This is a genomic window from Halomicrococcus pelagicus, from assembly GCF_051917725.1.
GTDB lineage: Archaea > Halobacteriota > Halobacteria > Halobacteriales > Haladaptataceae > Halomicrococcus.
Window position 1 is genome coordinate 325,066 of the sequence record NZ_JBQBLX010000001.1, and the last position, 16,121, is coordinate 341,186.

General features: G+C 68.1%; 18 protein-coding genes. 8 read left to right on the forward strand and 10 right to left on the reverse strand.

Annotated features, from left to right (window positions below; translation table 11 throughout):
• Positions 1-47 precede the first annotated feature (47 nt).
• Positions 48-938, forward strand: a complete 891-nt coding sequence (locus ACTF4R_RS01760) for an ATP-dependent ribose-1-phosphate kinase (RefSeq protein WP_440005768.1) — start codon at positions 48-50, stop codon at positions 936-938.
• On the opposite strand, the gene ACTF4R_RS01765 is transcribed toward ACTF4R_RS01760, so the two are convergent.
• Positions 935-1,306 (reverse strand): DUF7968 family protein, encoded by a 372-nt coding sequence (locus ACTF4R_RS01765; protein WP_440005770.1) that lies wholly within the window; start codon positions 1,304-1,306, stop codon positions 935-937. The two genes, ACTF4R_RS01760 and ACTF4R_RS01765, sit on opposite strands and share 4 nt — an antisense overlap.
• 209 nt (positions 1,307-1,515) lie before the next feature.
• Here ACTF4R_RS01765 and ACTF4R_RS01770 point away from each other — a divergent pair, with 209 nt between their 5' ends.
• Together ACTF4R_RS01770 and ACTF4R_RS01775 are read left to right on the forward strand one after the other, a co-directional pair.
• Positions 1,516-2,427 carry a D-2-hydroxyacid dehydrogenase gene (locus tag ACTF4R_RS01770; protein ID WP_440006666.1) on the forward strand — a complete coding sequence of 304 codons (912 nt, stop codon included), beginning with the start codon at positions 1,516-1,518 and terminating at the stop codon, positions 2,425-2,427.
• Positions 2,428-2,871: 444 nt separating this feature from the next.
• Positions 2,872-3,282: a GNAT family N-acetyltransferase gene (locus tag ACTF4R_RS01775; protein ID WP_433623927.1), complete on the forward strand. Its 411-nt coding sequence runs from the start codon at positions 2,872-2,874 to the stop codon at positions 3,280-3,282.
• Positions 3,283-3,393: 111 nt separating this feature from the next.
• Here ACTF4R_RS01775 and ACTF4R_RS01780 read toward each other — a convergent pair whose 3' ends face one another.
• Entirely contained in the window at positions 3,394-4,932 is a 1,539-nt protein-coding gene (locus ACTF4R_RS01780; protein WP_440005772.1) for an aldehyde dehydrogenase family protein, read from the reverse strand.
• 182 nt (positions 4,933-5,114) lie between these two features.
• Positions 5,115-5,936 carry an RIO1 family regulatory kinase/ATPase domain-containing protein gene (locus ACTF4R_RS01785; protein WP_433623931.1) on the reverse strand — a complete coding sequence of 274 codons (822 nt, stop codon included), beginning with the start codon at positions 5,934-5,936 and terminating at the stop codon, positions 5,115-5,117.
• A 241-nt stretch (positions 5,937-6,177) separates the two neighbouring features.
• Here ACTF4R_RS01785 and ACTF4R_RS01790 point away from each other — a divergent pair, with 241 nt between their 5' ends.
• A complete protein-coding gene (locus tag ACTF4R_RS01790) occupies positions 6,178-7,182 on the forward strand; it encodes a DHH family phosphoesterase (RefSeq protein ID WP_440005773.1) in 1,005 nt (334 codons plus the stop codon).
• A 97-nt stretch (positions 7,183-7,279) separates the two neighbouring features.
• Here ACTF4R_RS01790 and ACTF4R_RS01795 read toward each other — a convergent pair whose 3' ends face one another.
• On the reverse strand, positions 7,280-8,047 hold the full coding sequence (locus tag ACTF4R_RS01795) for a DUF3179 domain-containing (seleno)protein (protein WP_440005775.1): 768 nt from the start codon (positions 8,045-8,047) through the stop codon (positions 7,280-7,282).
• A 101-nt stretch (positions 8,048-8,148) separates the two neighbouring features.
• Between ACTF4R_RS01795 and ACTF4R_RS01800 the strand changes: the two genes are divergently transcribed.
• Positions 8,149-8,640 (forward strand): TlpA family protein disulfide reductase, encoded by a 492-nt coding sequence (locus ACTF4R_RS01800; RefSeq protein WP_440005777.1) that lies wholly within the window; start codon positions 8,149-8,151, stop codon positions 8,638-8,640.
• On the forward strand, positions 8,637-9,344 hold the full coding sequence (locus tag ACTF4R_RS01805; RefSeq protein WP_440005779.1) for a cytochrome c biogenesis CcdA family protein: 708 nt from the start codon (positions 8,637-8,639) through the stop codon (positions 9,342-9,344). Before ACTF4R_RS01800 ends, ACTF4R_RS01805 begins: the two co-directional genes overlap by 4 nt.
• 13 nt (positions 9,345-9,357) lie before the next feature.
• Here the strand turns inward: ACTF4R_RS01805 and ACTF4R_RS01810 are convergent, their stop codons facing one another.
• A complete protein-coding gene (locus tag ACTF4R_RS01810) occupies positions 9,358-9,540 on the reverse strand; it encodes a hypothetical protein (RefSeq protein ID WP_440005781.1) in 183 nt (60 codons plus the stop codon).
• Between the two features lie 143 nt (positions 9,541-9,683).
• On the opposite strand from ACTF4R_RS01810, the gene ACTF4R_RS01815 reads away from it, so the two are divergent.
• A complete protein-coding gene (locus ACTF4R_RS01815) occupies positions 9,684-10,712 on the forward strand; it encodes a Gfo/Idh/MocA family protein (RefSeq protein ID WP_440005783.1) in 1,029 nt (342 codons plus the stop codon).
• A 45-nt stretch (positions 10,713-10,757) separates the two neighbouring features.
• Positions 10,758-10,928, forward strand: a complete 171-nt coding sequence (locus tag ACTF4R_RS01820) for a DUF7838 family putative zinc beta-ribbon protein (RefSeq protein ID WP_433623947.1) — start codon at positions 10,758-10,760, stop codon at positions 10,926-10,928.
• Positions 10,929-11,132: 204 nt separating this feature from the next.
• On the opposite strand, the gene ACTF4R_RS01825 is transcribed toward ACTF4R_RS01820, so the two are convergent.
• The 5 genes from ACTF4R_RS01825 to gcvT all read right to left on the reverse strand — a co-directional run bounded on the left by ACTF4R_RS01825 (position 11,133) and on the right by gcvT (position 16,053).
• Positions 11,133-11,519, reverse strand: a complete 387-nt coding sequence (locus ACTF4R_RS01825; protein ID WP_440005785.1) for a hypothetical protein — start codon at positions 11,517-11,519, stop codon at positions 11,133-11,135.
• 200 nt (positions 11,520-11,719) lie between these two features.
• Positions 11,720-13,156, reverse strand: coding sequence for an aminomethyl-transferring glycine dehydrogenase subunit GcvPB (gene gcvPB, locus ACTF4R_RS01830; RefSeq protein ID WP_440005787.1), 1,437 nt, complete (start codon positions 13,154-13,156; stop codon positions 11,720-11,722).
• 43 nt (positions 13,157-13,199) lie between these two features.
• Positions 13,200-14,540, reverse strand: a complete 1,341-nt coding sequence (gene gcvPA / locus ACTF4R_RS01835; protein ID WP_440005789.1) for an aminomethyl-transferring glycine dehydrogenase subunit GcvPA — start codon at positions 14,538-14,540, stop codon at positions 13,200-13,202.
• Positions 14,537-14,920, reverse strand: a complete 384-nt coding sequence (gcvH, locus tag ACTF4R_RS01840; protein ID WP_440005791.1) for a glycine cleavage system protein GcvH — start codon at positions 14,918-14,920, stop codon at positions 14,537-14,539. Before gcvH ends, gcvPA begins: the two co-directional genes overlap by 4 nt.
• The gene (gene gcvT / locus ACTF4R_RS01845; protein WP_440005792.1) at positions 14,917-16,053 is read right to left on the reverse strand and encodes a glycine cleavage system aminomethyltransferase GcvT; all 1,137 of its coding nucleotides are present in this window, start codon (positions 16,051-16,053) and stop codon (positions 14,917-14,919) included. The genes gcvH and gcvT overlap by 4 nt, the downstream gene beginning before the upstream one ends.
• Positions 16,054-16,121: the final 68 nt, after the last annotated feature.

Consider the following 16,121-nt stretch of genomic DNA (forward strand, 5'->3'; position numbering starts at 1 on the left):
CGGACGCGGGCCTACGGAAACGGTATGTTCCCCGCGAACAGCTCAGTATGGTCGAGGTAGTCACCGCAGGTCACGTCAACTGGGACGTGACCCTCCGGGTGGACGCCCTGCCGGAACCGGACGGGGAAGCCCGCATCGAATCCCAGCATCGCTCCGGCGGGGGCAGCGCCGGGAACGTCGCCGTCGCGCTCGCGGGCATGGACGTCTCGACGGGCGTCGTCGGGAGCGTCGGTACCGACGAACAGGGACGGCTCGCGCGTCGGGAACTGGAGCGTGCGGGGGTCGACGTCTCGCACCTGCCGTCGGTCGAAGGGATGGAGACGACGACGAAGTACCTCGTCGTCGACGACACCGGCGAGGTGATGGTGCTGGGCAACGAGGGCGCGAACGAGGCGATAACGCCGGACGACGTCGACGCCGACTACGTGGCGGCGGCCGACCACCTCCACCTGACGAGCCAGCGCCCCGACACCGCCGCGAGGCTCGCCGCCGTCGCGACGGACGCCGGCGTCCCCGTCAGTTTCGACCCCGGACGCCGCCTCTGCGACCGCGACTTCGACGAGGCGCTCGCGTACTCCGACGTCGTCTTCCTCAACGACCTGGAGGCGGAGACGCTGCTGGACCGGGACCTCGAACACCCCTCCCTGGAACTCGACGGACGCGTCGTCGTCGTCAAACGCGGGAGCGACGGGGCACACGTCGACACGACCGACGGGGCGTACACCCACCCGGGATTCGGCGTCGACACCGTCGACACCACGGGCGCGGGCGACGCCTTCGCCGCGGGATTCCTGGCCGTCCTCCTGGAGTCCGGGCCGGACTACGAACGCGCCCTGGAGTTCGCGAACGCCTGCGGCGCGCTGGCGTCGATGGAAGAGGGCGCTCGCACCGCGCCGACGCGAGACCGGGTCGCGGCGTTTCTCGACGAGCAGTTCTAGATCTCGTTCGACCCACCAGCGCTCTGGACCTGCCAGCCCCCTTCGATGCCGCAGGCCTCCCGCACCTCGAACGCTATCGCCGTCTCCGGTCCCATCCGGTCGCCGCCCTCGACGTCCTCGACGCGCAGTGGCACGTCCAGCGTGTTGCCACAGCAGCCGACGCCGACGAACTCCTCCCACTCGTCGCCCGCCGTCACCCGACCCTTCGTCTTGCGGAGGAACGCCCGGAACGACGGTTTCTCCACCTGGAACCGGCCCCAGTCGCTCAGGTCCTCGGGGTAGGAGACGACGACCCGACTCGCCGCGTCGCCGTCGACCGGCGTCTCCTGACTCCCGGTCTCGTCCGTCGCGGTCTCTTCGGTGGCCATGTCAGATGGTAGGTGCTCGACCGGTTTAGGGCTTCCCGCCCCGGGGACCACCCTGCCACTTCGACGCCGACGAGGACGTACGGGCAGGCGGGACCACGCCGTCGGGCGTCGCGCCGGAACGATTAGTATCCGACGTACGTGAAGTGGGAAACGTGAGCGAACCATCCACGTCGCCGACCGTGCTCGTGCTCCGACGGGGAACCCACGGCATGCCCGTCGCCGAGTACGCCGAGGAACTGCGCGAGCGCTTGCCCGGAGTCGAGGTACGGCGCGCCGAGACGCCGTCCGAGGAGCGCGAACTCGTCGCCGACGCCGAGATCGTGACCGGGATGAGCATCGACGAGGAGCTACTGGAGCGCGCCGACGACCTCCGACTGTTCGCCTGTGCGTACGCCGGGACGGGACACCTGCCGCTGGACGCGCTCGAATCGCGGGGCGTCGCCGTGACGAACGCCTCCGGCGTCCACGGACCGAACATCGGCGAACACGTCGTCGGAGCCGTCCTCTCCTTCGTCCGCGGGTTCCACGAGGCGTGGCGGCGCCAGCAGCGCCGCGAGTGGCGACACTTCCGCGCCCGCGAACTGCAGGGCAGCACCGTCACCGTGGTCGGCCTGGGAGCCATCGGTCACGCCGTCGTCGAGCGACTGGACGGGTTCGGCGTCGAGACGCTCGGGGTGCGGTACTCCCCGGAGAAGGGCGGCCCGACGGACGAGGTGTTCGGCTTCGACGAGTTCCACGACGCGCTGGCCCGCACCGACTTCCTCGTGCTGGCCTGCCCCCTGACCGACGAGACCCGCGGACTCGTCGGAGCCGAGGAGTTCGACACGCTCCCGCCAGACGCCCTGCTCGTCAACGTCGCCCGCGGCAAGGTCGTCGAGACGGACGCGCTGGTGTCGGCGCTCCGCGGCAACCAGATAGACGGTGCGGCACTGGACGTGACCGACCCCGAACCGCTCCCGGAGGACCACCCACTCTGGAACTTCGAGAACGTCACCATAACGCCGCACAACGCCGGCCACACGCCGGAGTACTACGCGCGCCTCGCGGACGTCGTCGCCGGGAACGTAGAGCGCGTCGTGGCGACGGGCGAGTACGACGACCTCGACAATCGGGTCGCGTAGCGCGAGCGGCGTCTCGCGCCACCGTCTCCCGCCCACGTGTGTCGGATGTGACCTGTCGCCGTCGATGACCCGCGTCCCGGGTTGCACAGCTTTATATGGCAGAAGGGGCAATCCTCCCACGCCGACGGACGACGCTTTTCTCGTCGTGTGTCGGCATGGACTGTGCCCCTCGTCGCAGTGGACCCTTGGTCGGGAGGTCCAATCTGCTCCCGGGAGCACTTTCCCTCCTCGTCGTCTCCAATCGCGACACCCCCCTTTCGAGAACGCCGCAGTCGTGACTCTCCGTCGAGACGAATCGGCCACAGTCGGGGACTCGGACGAGTCGACCGCGGGCGAGAGACGCTACCGACACGAGCGACGCGAGCAACCGGCCTGATGCGAGCGCTCGCACGGCCGATACCCGACGACCGTTCGATTTTTCCTCCAGGTCGTCCAGGCGAACGCATGGACGTCAGAGAGTTGACGGACGAGTCCGAACGACGCGAGACCGTTCCGATTCTCCGCCAGTTGTGGGACGACGCTGCCCCCGAGGAGGTGCTGGAGTGGACCGGCGACGACGAGTACCACCTGTTCGGCGGGTTCGTCGACGGCGAACTGGTCGGAGTGGCCGGCGTCCTCGTCGCGGGCGTCCTCCACCACGCTCGCCACGCGTGGCTCTACGACCTGGTCGTGGACGAACCCCGGAGAGGGGAGGGACACGGCCGCGCGCTCGTGGCGTTCGTCGAGCGATGGGCCGACGAGCGAAACTGTGAGTACGTCGCGCTGGCCTCGCCGCTCGGGAAAGACGACGTTCACGACTACTACCAGGAACAGCGCTACGAGAAGTGGGGCTACGTCATCGAGAAGGAACTTTGAGAGCGACGCCGCGAGACCGACGTTCGGCTACGTCGACGTGGCCGTACCGGTCTGTCGCGTCCCGTTCCGACGAGGTTGCGACGATGAGAGCCTTCCGGCCACGCATCGCGGTCAGTCGTCGTCGGAAGTCTTGATGTCCGCCGACAGGCCCTGCGCCATCTCGATGTCCTTCGAGTTGTTTATCGTCCAGGCGGTGCGCTCGGTGACCGCCTCGATGGCTTCGCGAGCGCTCGGATAGCCGTTGCCGGACTTTTTGACGCCGCCGAACGGTAGCTGGACCTCCGCGCCGATGCACGGCAGGTTCGCATAGGCGAGACCGAGTTCGGCGTGGTCGCGGAAGTGGTTTATCTGGCGGTAGTCCTCGCTGATGATAGCGCCGGCGAGGCCGTACGGCGTGTCGTTGTGGATCTCGACCGCGTCCTCGATGTCACCCGAGTAGCTCATCAGCGCCACGTGCGGGCCGAAGACCTCTTCTTTGATGCAGCGGAGGTCGGGGTCGTAGTCGACCTCGTAGACGAACGGACCCACCCAGTAGCCGTCCTCGTGGCCCTCCGGAATCTCGCTGTCGTCGAGTTCCTCGCGGTCGACCAGTACGTTCGCGCCCTCCTGGCGGGCGAGGTCGTTGTACTTGCCGAACTTCTCGACCTGCTCCTCGTTGACGAGCGGCCCCATGAACGTGTCCTCGTCGAGCGGGTCGCCGACGGAGACGTCCTCCGCGAGGTCGACGAAGCGTTCCTTGAACTCGTCGTAGACGTCCTCGTGGACGATGAGGCGCTCGCTGGAGACGCAGCGCTGGCCCGTCGTCTTGAACGAGGACATGATGGCCGAGTGGACGGCGGTGTCGAGGTCGGCCTCCTCGGTGATGACGATGCCGTTCTTGCCGCCCATCTCGCAGGCCGCGAGCTTGCCGGGTTCGCCGCCGACCTTCCCCGCGATCTTGTGCCCGACCTCCGAGGAGCCCGTGAAGAGGACGGTGTCGACGCGGCTGTCTTCGACGATGGCGTTGCCGGCGTCGCCGAAGCCCTGGACCATGTTGAACACGCCGTCGGGGATGCCCGCGTCCTCGAGCATCTCGGCGACGATCTGGCCGCACCACGGCGTCTGCTCGGCGGGCTTCCAGACGACGGTGTTACCCTCGACGAGCGCGAGCGCCATGTGCCAGAACGGGATGGCGACCGGGAAGTTCCACGGCGTGATACAGCCGACGATGCCGCGGGGTTTCCGGCGCATGTAGGCGTCTTTGCTCGGAATCTCCGACGGCACCACGTCGCCGTGGGGGTGGCGGGCGTTGCCCGCGGCCCACTCGACCATGTGTGCGGCCTCGACCACGTCGGCTTTGCCTTCGCTGATCTCCTTGCCGCACTCCTTGGTGATGATCTCGCCGAGTTCGTCGGTGCGGTCGCGCAGTTCGTGGTAGACGTCCCAGAGGTACTCCGCGCGGTCGATGTACGAGAGATTTCGCCACTCCTCTTCGGCCGCCTCGGCGGCGGCGAGCGCGGCGTCGACGTCCGACTCCGTTCCGCGGTGGAACTCGCCCAGCGTCTCCTGGTTCGATGGGTCGACGCTCTCGAACGTCTCGTCGCCGTCGCCGTCGCGCCACTCGCCGCCGATGTAGTGGCCGTACACCTGCTCGCTGGCTTGCTGGCTCATACGGACTAAACTGGGAGCGGAGCGGTAAAAAAGGCTCTCACTTTCCTCAGCGACCGACAACGAACGGCCACGGTTCGGCGAGGACCGCCGCGCCCGCCCACGGTTCGACGTTCGCGCGAACGTCTCGGCTCGCGCCACAGAATCGAACGCCGGACGGGGCGGAGCGACGTGACGACCGGCGACTACCGGGGGGCTTCCTGTCGCTCCGTGTCCGCCAGTTTCTCTATCTCGCCCTTGACGCTGGCGGCGTCGAAGTCGTGGTCCGGACGGATGTTCACGAAGTCGAGGAACTCCCGGGCGGCGAGCAGTTCCTCGGCGGAGTAATGCTCGCGGGCGGCGACCACGGCGTCCCGGGCGCCGACCAGCGGCGCGAGCGCGGCGAGCGCACACGCGAGGTCGTACGACCGAACCTCGTCCATGCGGTTCTCGTCGACGCCGGTCGCGTCGATGAAGTACACTTCTCCGTCGTGGACGAGGACGTTCTCCCCGCGGAGGTCGCCGTGCGCGAGCTGATTGTCGTGCATCACCGCCAGCGATCCGTACAGCTTCGGGGCGTACTCCCGAACGCGGTCCGGTTCCATCTCCTCGAACGTCTCGAACTCCGGCAGGTACTCCATCACGAGCACGCCCATGCCGTCGTACTCGAACGCTTCGACCGGTTTCGGGACGTTCAGCCCGATCTCGCGCATCCGGCGGGTCGCCTCCAGTTCGTGTTCGGCCATCTCGACGGGGTCGGCGAAGTGCTCGAAGAACCCCTCGGTGCCGCTGGAGAACGCACCGAGGTTGCGGGCACTGGTGAACAGCGCGTGCACCAGCGAGTTCTGGTCGGTCGTTATCTTCACGAACCACTCGTCGTCGACGACGCATGGCGTCGAGAGCCAGTTGTCGGCGTCGATGAACTCGACCCGGACTCGTTCGCGGCCGTACCGCTTGGCTATCTCGCGGCCGACCCCCTCGAGCAGGGACCACTCGACGTTGCCGCGCACCAGCCGCCGGAATCTCATCGTCCCGCCTCTTAGGCCCCCCCGGTCATAAATACTGCCGCCGGGTGACCCGTTGGAGACCCACCGGTTCGTCCGCGTCGGGGGACGCGACGCCAGTCGTGTCAGTCACCGACCACACGCGCATCTCTCGGGATTCGTTCGGGGTCGTTCCCCGATTTCGTATAGCGGTACGAAGTTTACAACCTGCCGAGAACTCAAATATTGGTTCTAATTGATATAGACGAGGCACTAACACGTCGGCATGGGTCGCGCCCAGGAATTGGTCGACTACCTCGCCAGCGTCGATTCGCTCGCCATCGTCTGTCACGACAACCCCGACCCGGACTGCATCGCCAGCGCCCTCGCCCTCGTCGCGATCGCGGACTTCGCCGGCGTGGAGACCTCCGACGTCCTTTACGGCGGCGACATCTCCCACCAGCAGAACCGCGCGTTCGTCAACCTTCTCGACGTTCCGATGGAACGGCTCGTGAACGTGGACCTGCACGACTACGAGGGGATGGCGTTCGTCGACCACGCCGTCCCCGGCGGTCACGTCGAACTCGGCCCGGAGGTCGTCCCCGACGTGGTGGTCGACCACCACCCTTCGGAGGAGCAGGTCGACACCACGTTCGTCGACGTCCGCGAATCGGTCGGAGCCACGACGACCATCTTCGTCGGGTACCTGGAGGAGCTCGGCATCGACCCCGACGCCCGTCTCGCGTCCGCGCTACTGTTCGCGCTCCACCGCGAGCGCATCGACTACCTCCGGCATCCGACCGTGAACGAGTACGAGGCCGCGCTCAGCGTCTATCCGAACGCCGACATCGACCTGCTCGACCAGCTGTACGGAGCGTCGTTCACGCCGTCGACCGTGGACGCTATTGCGGAGGGCATCCGGAACCGAACCCAGCGCGGGGCGAGTCTCACCTCCTGTATCGGGCGGACGTCGGAGCGGGACGCGCTCGTGCAGGTGGCCGACTACCTGCAGAACATCGAGGGCGTCGACACGGTGCTCGTCTTCGGCATCGTGAACGACGCCGTCGAGATGAGTGCCCGCTCCATCGACCCCCGGGTAGACGTCGGCGACGTGCTCGTCGAGGCGTTCGGTGACGTCGGCAGCGCCGGCGGCCACACCGACATGGCGGGCGCGTCCATCCCGCTCGGCCTGTTCGCGGACGTCGACGCCGACGTGGACGAACTGGTAGAGTTCGTCTCCCGGCGCGTCTCGAACCGGTTCTTCGACGCGCTCAATCTCGAGAAGGAGTAGGCTCCAGTGACGGGACGGCTGCGACCTCTCGCGGGTGTCGACGAGCAAGGAAACGGGACGAGAGGCGACGGGTCGAGAAATCCCTCGAAACGACGAGCTACAGCGTCCCCGAGTCCGGCGGTGGCACGAGCACGTCGGTCGTCGAGTGAGACGCCCGCCACTCCCCCCACGTGGCGACCGTCGAAGCGCGGATGGCAAGTTCGTCGCCCGTTCGTGGCCCGCAGATGGCCCGCGCCAGTAGCTGACTCCAGTAGCTCCCGGTCGCCTCGTCGCGCATGACCAGGTTGCCGCTGTTCCTGAGGGAGGCGTCGGGGTCGTCCGACGACGCGCCGAACGCGTCGCCCGACTGATTCCGGGCGGCCGCACGGACACCCGGCGGCTGCCAGAGCAACCCCGTCACGCTGAAGGCTGTGGGTTCGCCGTCGACCACGCGCTCGGCGACGACGCCGCTCCGGCAGATCGGACAGTAGGTGACCAGCAGCGGCCCGCCGAACGCGTCGTTGACCACCTCGTGCCAGACGAGGACGCGCAGCGGATAGGCGCGCGCCCGTCCGTCGCGCTCGACGCCGACGAGGCGGTCGCCGTCCGCCAGCCTCGGCGTGGCCGTGTACTCGCCGAACTCGTCGTTAACCTCCACGGCGACGCCGCTCCAGTCCGCGCCGAACGCGGGGTCGGTGATGGCCGGGATGGCGTCCCGAAGCGCCCCGCGTTCGAGTTCCGCCCCGGGAACCGGAAGGTCGTCGGGCATCGGGTACTCGGCGGCGTTCGCGGTCGTCGGCTCGTCCGACCCGCCGGTCGTTCCAGGCGCGGCACAGCCTCCCGAGACGGCGGCCGCGAACGCTGCGAGATACTGCCGCCGGTCCATACGACGGCTCCGGGCCGGACGGGCTTAGTCCGAAGGCGGTTGTGAAGTTCGCTCGCACGACGGCCCGGACGCTAAGCGGCTCCGGAACCAGAGAGTTCGACATGGGCCTCGGGAGACGGCGGTTCCTCGCGCTCGGGGTGGGAAGCGGCGTTACGGCGCTCGCCGGCTGTTTCGGAGGCCGAAGCGAGGGGCTGTCGGTCGACACGCTGTCGGTCGCCGGGTCACCGGGGGAACCGGTCCGGGTCCATCCGCCGGGCAGAGTCGCGGTGCTCGACTTCTTCGCCACCTGGTGTGCGCCCTGCAAACCCCAGATGGCGCACCTCCGGCGGGTGCGCGAACGGTTCGACTCGAACGTCTTCCTGCTCTCGATAACGAACGAACGCGACCGGACCGCAGTACGGTCGTTCTGGCGGAAGTACGACGGAACGTGGCCCGTCGCGCTCGACCCCGAACTCCGCGTGGCCGAACGGTACGGTGTGCACCGACTCCCGACGCTGCTCGTCGTCGGCCCGGACGGTAGCGAACGCTGGCGGCACGTCGGTCTCGCCAGCGAAGAGCGAATCGCGACCGAGATAGAGCGGGCACTCGGATGACGGACGCCGCGACCGTCGGATTCGCGTTCACGGCCGGTGCGGTGACGTTCCTCGCGCCCTGCGCGTATCCGCTGCTGCCGGGCTACGTCGCCTACTTCCTCGGGAGCGACGCCGAGAGGTCGCCGGAAGTGGGGGTCGCCGGGCGACTGCGCCGGGCGGCGGTCGTCGGCCTGCTCGCCAGTAGCGGCTTCTTCGTCGTGTACGGCGTCCTCGTCGGTACCGTCGTCGCCCTCGGTGCGCGCACTCTCGAAGACGTCGCGATACTCGAACTCGGCGTCGGCCTCATCCTGGTCGTGCTCGGCGTGGCTATGGTCACCGGTCGCGGCTCCTGGCGTCACCTCCCGCTGCCCGAGCGCCGGCGGTCGGCGAGCGGATTCGTGCTCTTCGGCGTCGTCTACGCCGTCGCCGCGGCGGGCTGTACGGCACCGGTGTTCGTCGCCGTCGCGCTCAGGGGCCTGGCCGGCGGACCGGTCACCGCCGTCGCCACCCTCGGCGCGTACGCCGGGGGAATGAGTCTGCTGATGGTCGCGGTCACCGTTCTGTCCGCGCTCGGCCGGGACGCGCTCGTGCGTCGGTTCACCGCCCGGTCCGGACGGCTCGTTCGGGTCGCCGGCGCGCTGCTGGTCGTCGCGGGCGTCGCTCAGGTGTACTACTACCTGTTCGAGTTCGGCGGACTCGCGACGCTCGACGCGCTCGTTCCCTGACGGTCGTCGAGAATCACCGGCGCTCGGATTCGAGTTCGTCGAGTCGGACCTCTATCTCCTCCAGTCGCCGTGCGAACTGCAGGTCCGTACTGCCTCCGTCGTTAGGTTGCTCGTTCCATATCCACAGACAGCTCCGGACGTGCGGCGCGAGTCGCTCGTAAGGGACATCGCTGTGACACCCCGGACATATTGGCATACGGTACCATACTACTCCGACGATACTGTGCCTTTCGGTCTCTCGGGAAGCCAGCGGCGTGTCGGCCGCGAGCGTGGTCGTTCCCGGCACACAGTGCTACGTGGTACCACGTGACTTATGTCGGCCCGGGTGGTGAACGGGATATGGTCGGAATGGGGGCCATCGGACTCGGGGGGCTCGGCCATCTGATGCTCGACGCGTACGCGGAAATAGAAGACGTAGACCTCGTCGCGGGAACGGACGTCTCCCCGAAGGCCAGGGAGGCGTTCGAGACGGGGTACGACGCGCCGGCGTACGACGACTACGAGGCCATGCTCGACGACCACGGTGACGCCCTGGATGCCGTCACCATCGTCACGCCGCACACCCTGCACTACGAGCAGGCGATGGACTGCCTCCGGGCGGACCTCGACGTCCTGCTGGAGAAACCGATGGTGACGGACGTGGACGACGCGGTCGACCTCGTGGAGGCCGTCGACGAGCGCGACCGGGTCCTCCAGGTCGGCTACCAGCGCCACTTCCATCCCGGATTTCGGGAACTCCGGCGCATCGTCACTAGCGGGCGCATCGGCGGCGTCCACACCGTCAACTGTTATCTCGGCCAGGACTGGATAGACGTCCAGCGAGGGACCTGGCGCACGAACCCCGACCTCTCCGGCGGCGGCCAGCTGTACGACACCGGGTCGCACATGCTCGACGCCATGCTCTGGACGACCGCGACGACCCCGACATCCGTCGTCGCCGAGATGGAGTACGCGAAACCGGGCGTCGACTGCAACAGCGCGCTCGGCGTCGCCCTCGACGCGGGCGACCGGACCGCGACGGCGAGCGTGGGCCTCACCGGAGACGGCGTCGACATGACGCCGTCCGAGGGGTACGTCGTCTGGGGGACTCACGGTCAGGTGAGCTACTCCGACGACCGCCTCGTCGTCGCCGAAGGGGGCCAGACCACCGCCGTGACGACCGTCACGGCCGACACGGACTTCGGGACGCTCACGAGGGCGAAGCTGGTGAACTTCGTCGACGCGGTCCAGGGCGAGGACGACCCCGCGGTGCCGGCCGAGTACGGCCTCCAGGTGACCGCGCTCACGGAGGCCGCCTACGAGGCGGACGAGACGGGTCGGCGCGTCGACGTGACGGCGATGCTCGACGCCGCGAGGGAGGCGGAGTGACTCGAAACCAGTAGCTTGAACTTCGACACGCTCGGAGTTCGGGGCATGAGCCTCGAGATCGAACACGAGTGCCCCCGCTGTGGCGGCACCGAGACGTTCTACCGAAGCGCGAGCACCACCCTCCACCTCGGCGAGAAGACGAAGTGGCGCTGTACCGAGTGCGACTTCGGCATCGTCCGCATCGACGGCGACATCGACTCGGCCGCCTCGGCGTAAGCACCCCTTTCTTCGCGCTCTTGCGGACGAGCGGAGCGCTCGCTCTCCCCGGATAAACCGTCGAGAGCTATAGCGAACGTCGGCGGCGGCAGTACCGAATCCGGAGGTTGGTCGCACGAGTCGTCCCCCTTTCCGTTCGATTCGCTCGGGAAGATAGTCGTTCTCCAGCGGTTTGTCGCGCTTCCCTCGTAGAGCCGGTACGCACTACGAGTCCGGGTTCGCGAACGAACAGCCGCCCTCGTACGTCGGAACTTCTCCACAACGGGGGGACACCGAGAAGACGACGTTCTCCGAGTGAATCCTGCCGTATTCGGCGTCCGCGACGACGCAGTCGGCCGTCCCTTCGTCCGAGGAACGGTCCCCGTCGATGGGTCGTTCGACCCACTCGGCATCGCCGACGCGTCCGCGAAGCGTAAACGGGCCGCGAGCGTCCTCCCACGTGCAGTCGACCACGTCGCCCGGAATCGTTGCCACTTCGCCCTGTCGCGTCTCCGGGTATCCCTCCACTCGGTGAGTCGAATCGTGGATCGTCTCCCCGGCGCGTTCGATCTGTATCTGGAATCGCTGCGGTTCGTGGCTGTAGTTGGACACGGCCAGCCAGCCCAATCGCGGGGGACGACCGAACGCGTCCCGGAGGGTGTCGACGCACCCGGTGCCGAAAGCCAGGGCGGCGAGTCAGGCGGACGCGGCGAACGAACGGCGGTCCATGTGGTCGAAACGCGGCGACGAAAAGTATAAGGTTTCTGTCGGCTGCGTCCGAGACGTTCGAACGAAAGCGCCGGCCGCGTCGGCTACTCGTCGTCGAGCGCGTGCCACGACAGCCGCAGGTTCCGGGCGGCGCTGGCCTGGTCGATGCGCTTCGCCGTCGTGCGCTCCGGCGCGGCGGCCAGCGCGGACTCGTCCTCGCCCGCCACGGCGTCGAACGCCTCCGCGAGCTGGTCGAGCGTCTCGCGGTTCTCCACCTCGGTCGGCTCGGTCATCAGCGCCTCGGGGACGATCTCCGGCCACTTCGTCGTCGGCGGGTGGACGCCGTAGTCGAGCATCCGCTTCGCCACGTCGGCGGCGTCCTGGTCGCCCGCGCTGGCGACGAACTCGTGGTGGAACGGGCCGTGGGGCACCTCGTACGATATCTGCTCGGCGAGGTAGTTGGCGTTGAGCACCGCCTTCGCGCTGGCGTCGGCGAGCCCCTCGTCGCCGAGGCGAGCGATGTAAGCGTACGCCTTCACGAGCACGAGCCAGTTGCCGGCGAACCCGTGGACCTTGCCGATGGTCTCCTCCGGGTCGAACCGTTCGTACGTTCCCTCCGCGGACTCGTCGGTCTCCCGCACGCGAGGTGCAGGCAGGAACGCAGCGAGTTCGTCGGTGACGCCCACCGGACCGGCACCCGGACCGCCGCCGCCGTGCGGCGTGGCGAACGTCTTGTGGACGTTGTAGTGCATGATGTCGAAGCCCATGTCGCCCGGCCGGGCGCGACCGAGCAGGGCGTTCAGGTTCGCCCCGTCGTAGTACAGCAGTCCGCCCGCGTCGTGGACGATGGCGGCGATCTCCTCGATGTCGCGCTCGAACAGCCCGAGCGTGTTCGGGTTCGTGAGCATGAAGAGCGCCGTGTCCTCGCTCGCGGCGGCCTCCAGGGCGTCGAGGTCGACGCGGCCGTCGTCACCCGAGGGGAGTTCGACCACGTCGTAGCCGCCCATCGCCGCGCTGGCGAAGTTGGTGCCGTGAGCGCTGTCCGGGACGAGTATCTCGTCGCGGTGGCCCTGGCCGTTGGCCTCGTGGTACGCCTGCGCGACGAGGATGCCCGTGAACTCGCCGGCCGCGCCCGCGGGGGGCTGGAGACTCACGGCGTCCATCCCGCCGATGCGCGCCAGGTAGTCCTGGAGTCCGTACAGCAACTCCAGCGTCCCCTGGACGCTCGCCTCCGAACGGTCCGGGTGGACGGCCGCGCCGGGCAGCGCCGCCACGTCCTCGGTGAACTTCGGGTTGTACTTCATCGTACAGCTCCCGAGGGGGTACGGGCCGCTGTCGACCCCGTAGTTCATCTGCGAGAGACGGGTGTAGTGGCGCGCCAGTTCGGGTTCGGAGAGGTCGGGCAGTTCGAGGCTGTCCCGCGTGAGGTCGTCAGGTAGCGGCGACTCGTCGACGTCGACCGTCTCGCCGTCTTTCTCCGACAGCAGCGGTTCGTAGAGGTCCTCGTCCTCGCGCTGCCATCTGGCCTGGTCGTACTTCACGCGAACCACCCCGCGGTGGGCGCGACGTGGTCGTCGCGAGCCCTCATCGCGCCACCTCCGCCAGCATGGTGACGAACTCGTCGACGGCGTGTTCGTTCGTGTCGGTGACACAGACCTGTATCTCGTGTTCGCCGACGTCGTGGACGGCGAACCCCTTCGATTCGAGGTCCTCGACGATAGGTGCCGCGGGCTGGTCCGTGTGGGCGACGAACTCGCGGAAGTGGTGGCGGTCGTGGACCGGTGCCTGGACGCCCGTCACGTCGTCGATGCGATCGGCGAGGTCCCGGGCCAGCGTCACGCAGTCCTCCGCGAGGTCGAGCAGGCCCGACGGGCCGAGGTAGGCGGCGTGAATCGCCGCCCGGAGCGCGACCCAGGCCTGGTTCGTGCAGATGTTGCTCGTCGCTCGCTCGCGGCGGATGTGCTGTTCTCGGGTCTGGAGCGTCAGCGTGTACGCCCGATTGCCGTCGCCGTCCTCGCCCGCGCCGACGAGGCGGCCCGGCACCTGCCGGACGAACGCCTCGCGCGTGGCGAACAGGCCGAGTCCCATGCCGTAGCTCGTCGGCAGCCCCAGCGTCGCGGCGTCGCCGACGACCACGTCGGCGCCCACCGCCGCGGGCTCCTGGAGCAGCGACAGCGCCACGGGGTCGGAGCCGAGACAGAACAGCGCGCCGTGGTCGTGCGCGAGGTCCCCGACCGCGTCGAGGTGTTCCTCGATGGTCCCGCGCGTCGTCGGGTTCTCGGCGTACACCATCACGCAGTCTTCGTCCAGCGCCGCCGCCAGCGCGTCCACGTCGACGTTGCCGTCGTCGGTCCCGTACGTCTCTACCTCCAGGCCGGGACCGGCGGCGTAGTTCTCGAGGACGCTCCGGCGGTCGTCGAGCAGGTAGTCGGGGACCAGCACGCGGTCACCGCTGGTCTCGCGGACGCGCGCGGCGAGCAGCGCCGCCTCCGCCAGCGCCGTCGCGTGGTCGTACATCGAGGCGTTGACTATCTCCAGGCCCGTCAGCTCGACCAGCATCGACTGGTACTCGAACAGGGCCTGCAGGAATCCCTGGGTCACCTCGGGCTGGTACTGCGTGTAGGAGGTGAGAAACTCCGAGCGCAGCGAGAGGTGGTCGACCAGCGAGGGGACGTAGTGGTCGTAGTGGCCGCGACCGAGGAACTCGGTGAGGTCGCGGTTCTTGCCGAGCATCGTCCGGAGTTCGCGCCTCGCCTGCGCTTCCGTGCGCCGTTCGATGCCGAACTCGCCGTCGAACTGGACCGGCCGGGGGATGTCGAACAGCTCCTCGACCGAGTCCGCGCCGACGGCGTCCAGCATCGCCGCCGTCTCCGTCGCCGTGTGCGGGGCGTACGGGCTGCCCGCACTGCTCTCTCGTCCGCTCATTCGATCTGCTCGCGGTACTCCTCGGCCGAGAGCAGGTCGTCGAGTTCTCCCGCGTCGTCGAGTTCGACCTCCATCATCCAGCCGTCACCGAACGGGTCGTCGTTGACCAGTTCCGGTTCGTTCTCCAGCGCGTCGTTGACCGCCGTGACGCTGCCCGAGACGGGGGAGTACAGGTCCGAGACGGCCTTGATGGACTCGACGACGCCGAACTCATCGCCCTGCGTCACGTCGTCGCCCTCGTCCGGCAGTTCGACGAAGACGACGTCGCCGAGTTCGTCCTGCGCGAAGTCGCTGATGCCTATCTTGGCGGTGTCGTCGCTCTGTTCGACCCACTCGTGCGATTCCAGATACTTGCGGTCCTCGGGTACTTCGAAGCTCATTGTTTGTCCTTGAGGAACGGCGTGCTCTCAATCTTTGCCTTTTTCGACTGGCCGCGAACGACGACCCTGACGACCGTGCCGGGGTCGGCGTACTCCACGGGAACGTAGCCCAGCGCGACGGGTTCGGACAGCGTCGGACTCATCGTTCCGCTCGTCACTTCGCCGATGATGGTGTCGTCCGTGTCGGTGATGTCGTAGCCGTGGCGCGGCACGCCCCGGTCGATGAGCCGGAGGCCGACGAGCGTCTCCTCGACGCCGTTTTCCTTGGACACTTCGAGCGCGTCCCGGCCGACGAACTCCGTGTCGAGTTTCACGGTGAATCCGACGTTCGCCTCGTAGGGGTCGCGCGGGTTCTCCTCGGGGTCGAAGTCCTGCCCGGACAGCAGGAATCCCATCTCGATGCGGAGCGTGTCGCGCGAGCCGAGTCCGCAGGGCTGGGCCTCGATAGCTTCCCAGACGGTTTCGGCTTCGTCCGACGACAGGATTAGCTCGAACCCGTCCTCGCCGGTGTAGCCCGTCCGGGCGACCCAGCAGGTGACGCCCGCGACGGAGGCGTAGCGGGCCTCGAACTTCGAGATGTCGACGACTCCGTCGTCGGCCGCGTCGTCCAGCGCGTCGGCCGCCTCCGGCCCCTGGACGGCGAACATCGCGTAGTCGTCGGTGAGGTCGTGGACCTCGGCGTCTAAGTCCCACTCGTCCCGGAACGACGTCCAGCGCCGATGCATCTCCTCGTCGTGACCCGCGTTCGGGACGAAGAGGAACTCCGCGCCGTCGTCGCTCGGCGTCCGAGTGCCGGTCGACTCGACTTCGTCCGCGTCGGGCAAGCGGTAGACGACGGTGTCGTCGAGGACGACGCCGTCCTCGTCGGTTATCATCGCGTACTGGGAGTCGCCTACCCCGAGTTCGGTCACGTCGTTGGTCGTCAGCCGCTGCATCAACTCCTCGGCGTCGGGGCCACGCACCGCTATCTCGCCCATGTGGGAGACGTCGAAGATGCCGACGTCCTCCCGGACGCTGCGGTGTTCCTCCGTGATGGAGTCGAACTCGACGGGCATGTCCCACCCGCCGAACTCCGTGAAGGTCGCGCCCCGCTCGTCGTGGTGGTCCCGCAACGGCGGTTTCCGAAGGGCCATACCTCACCCTCCGGAGCGGGACAAGTAATGCTTTGTTTTCTCGGCGAGCTGGCCTCCCATCGTTCCGG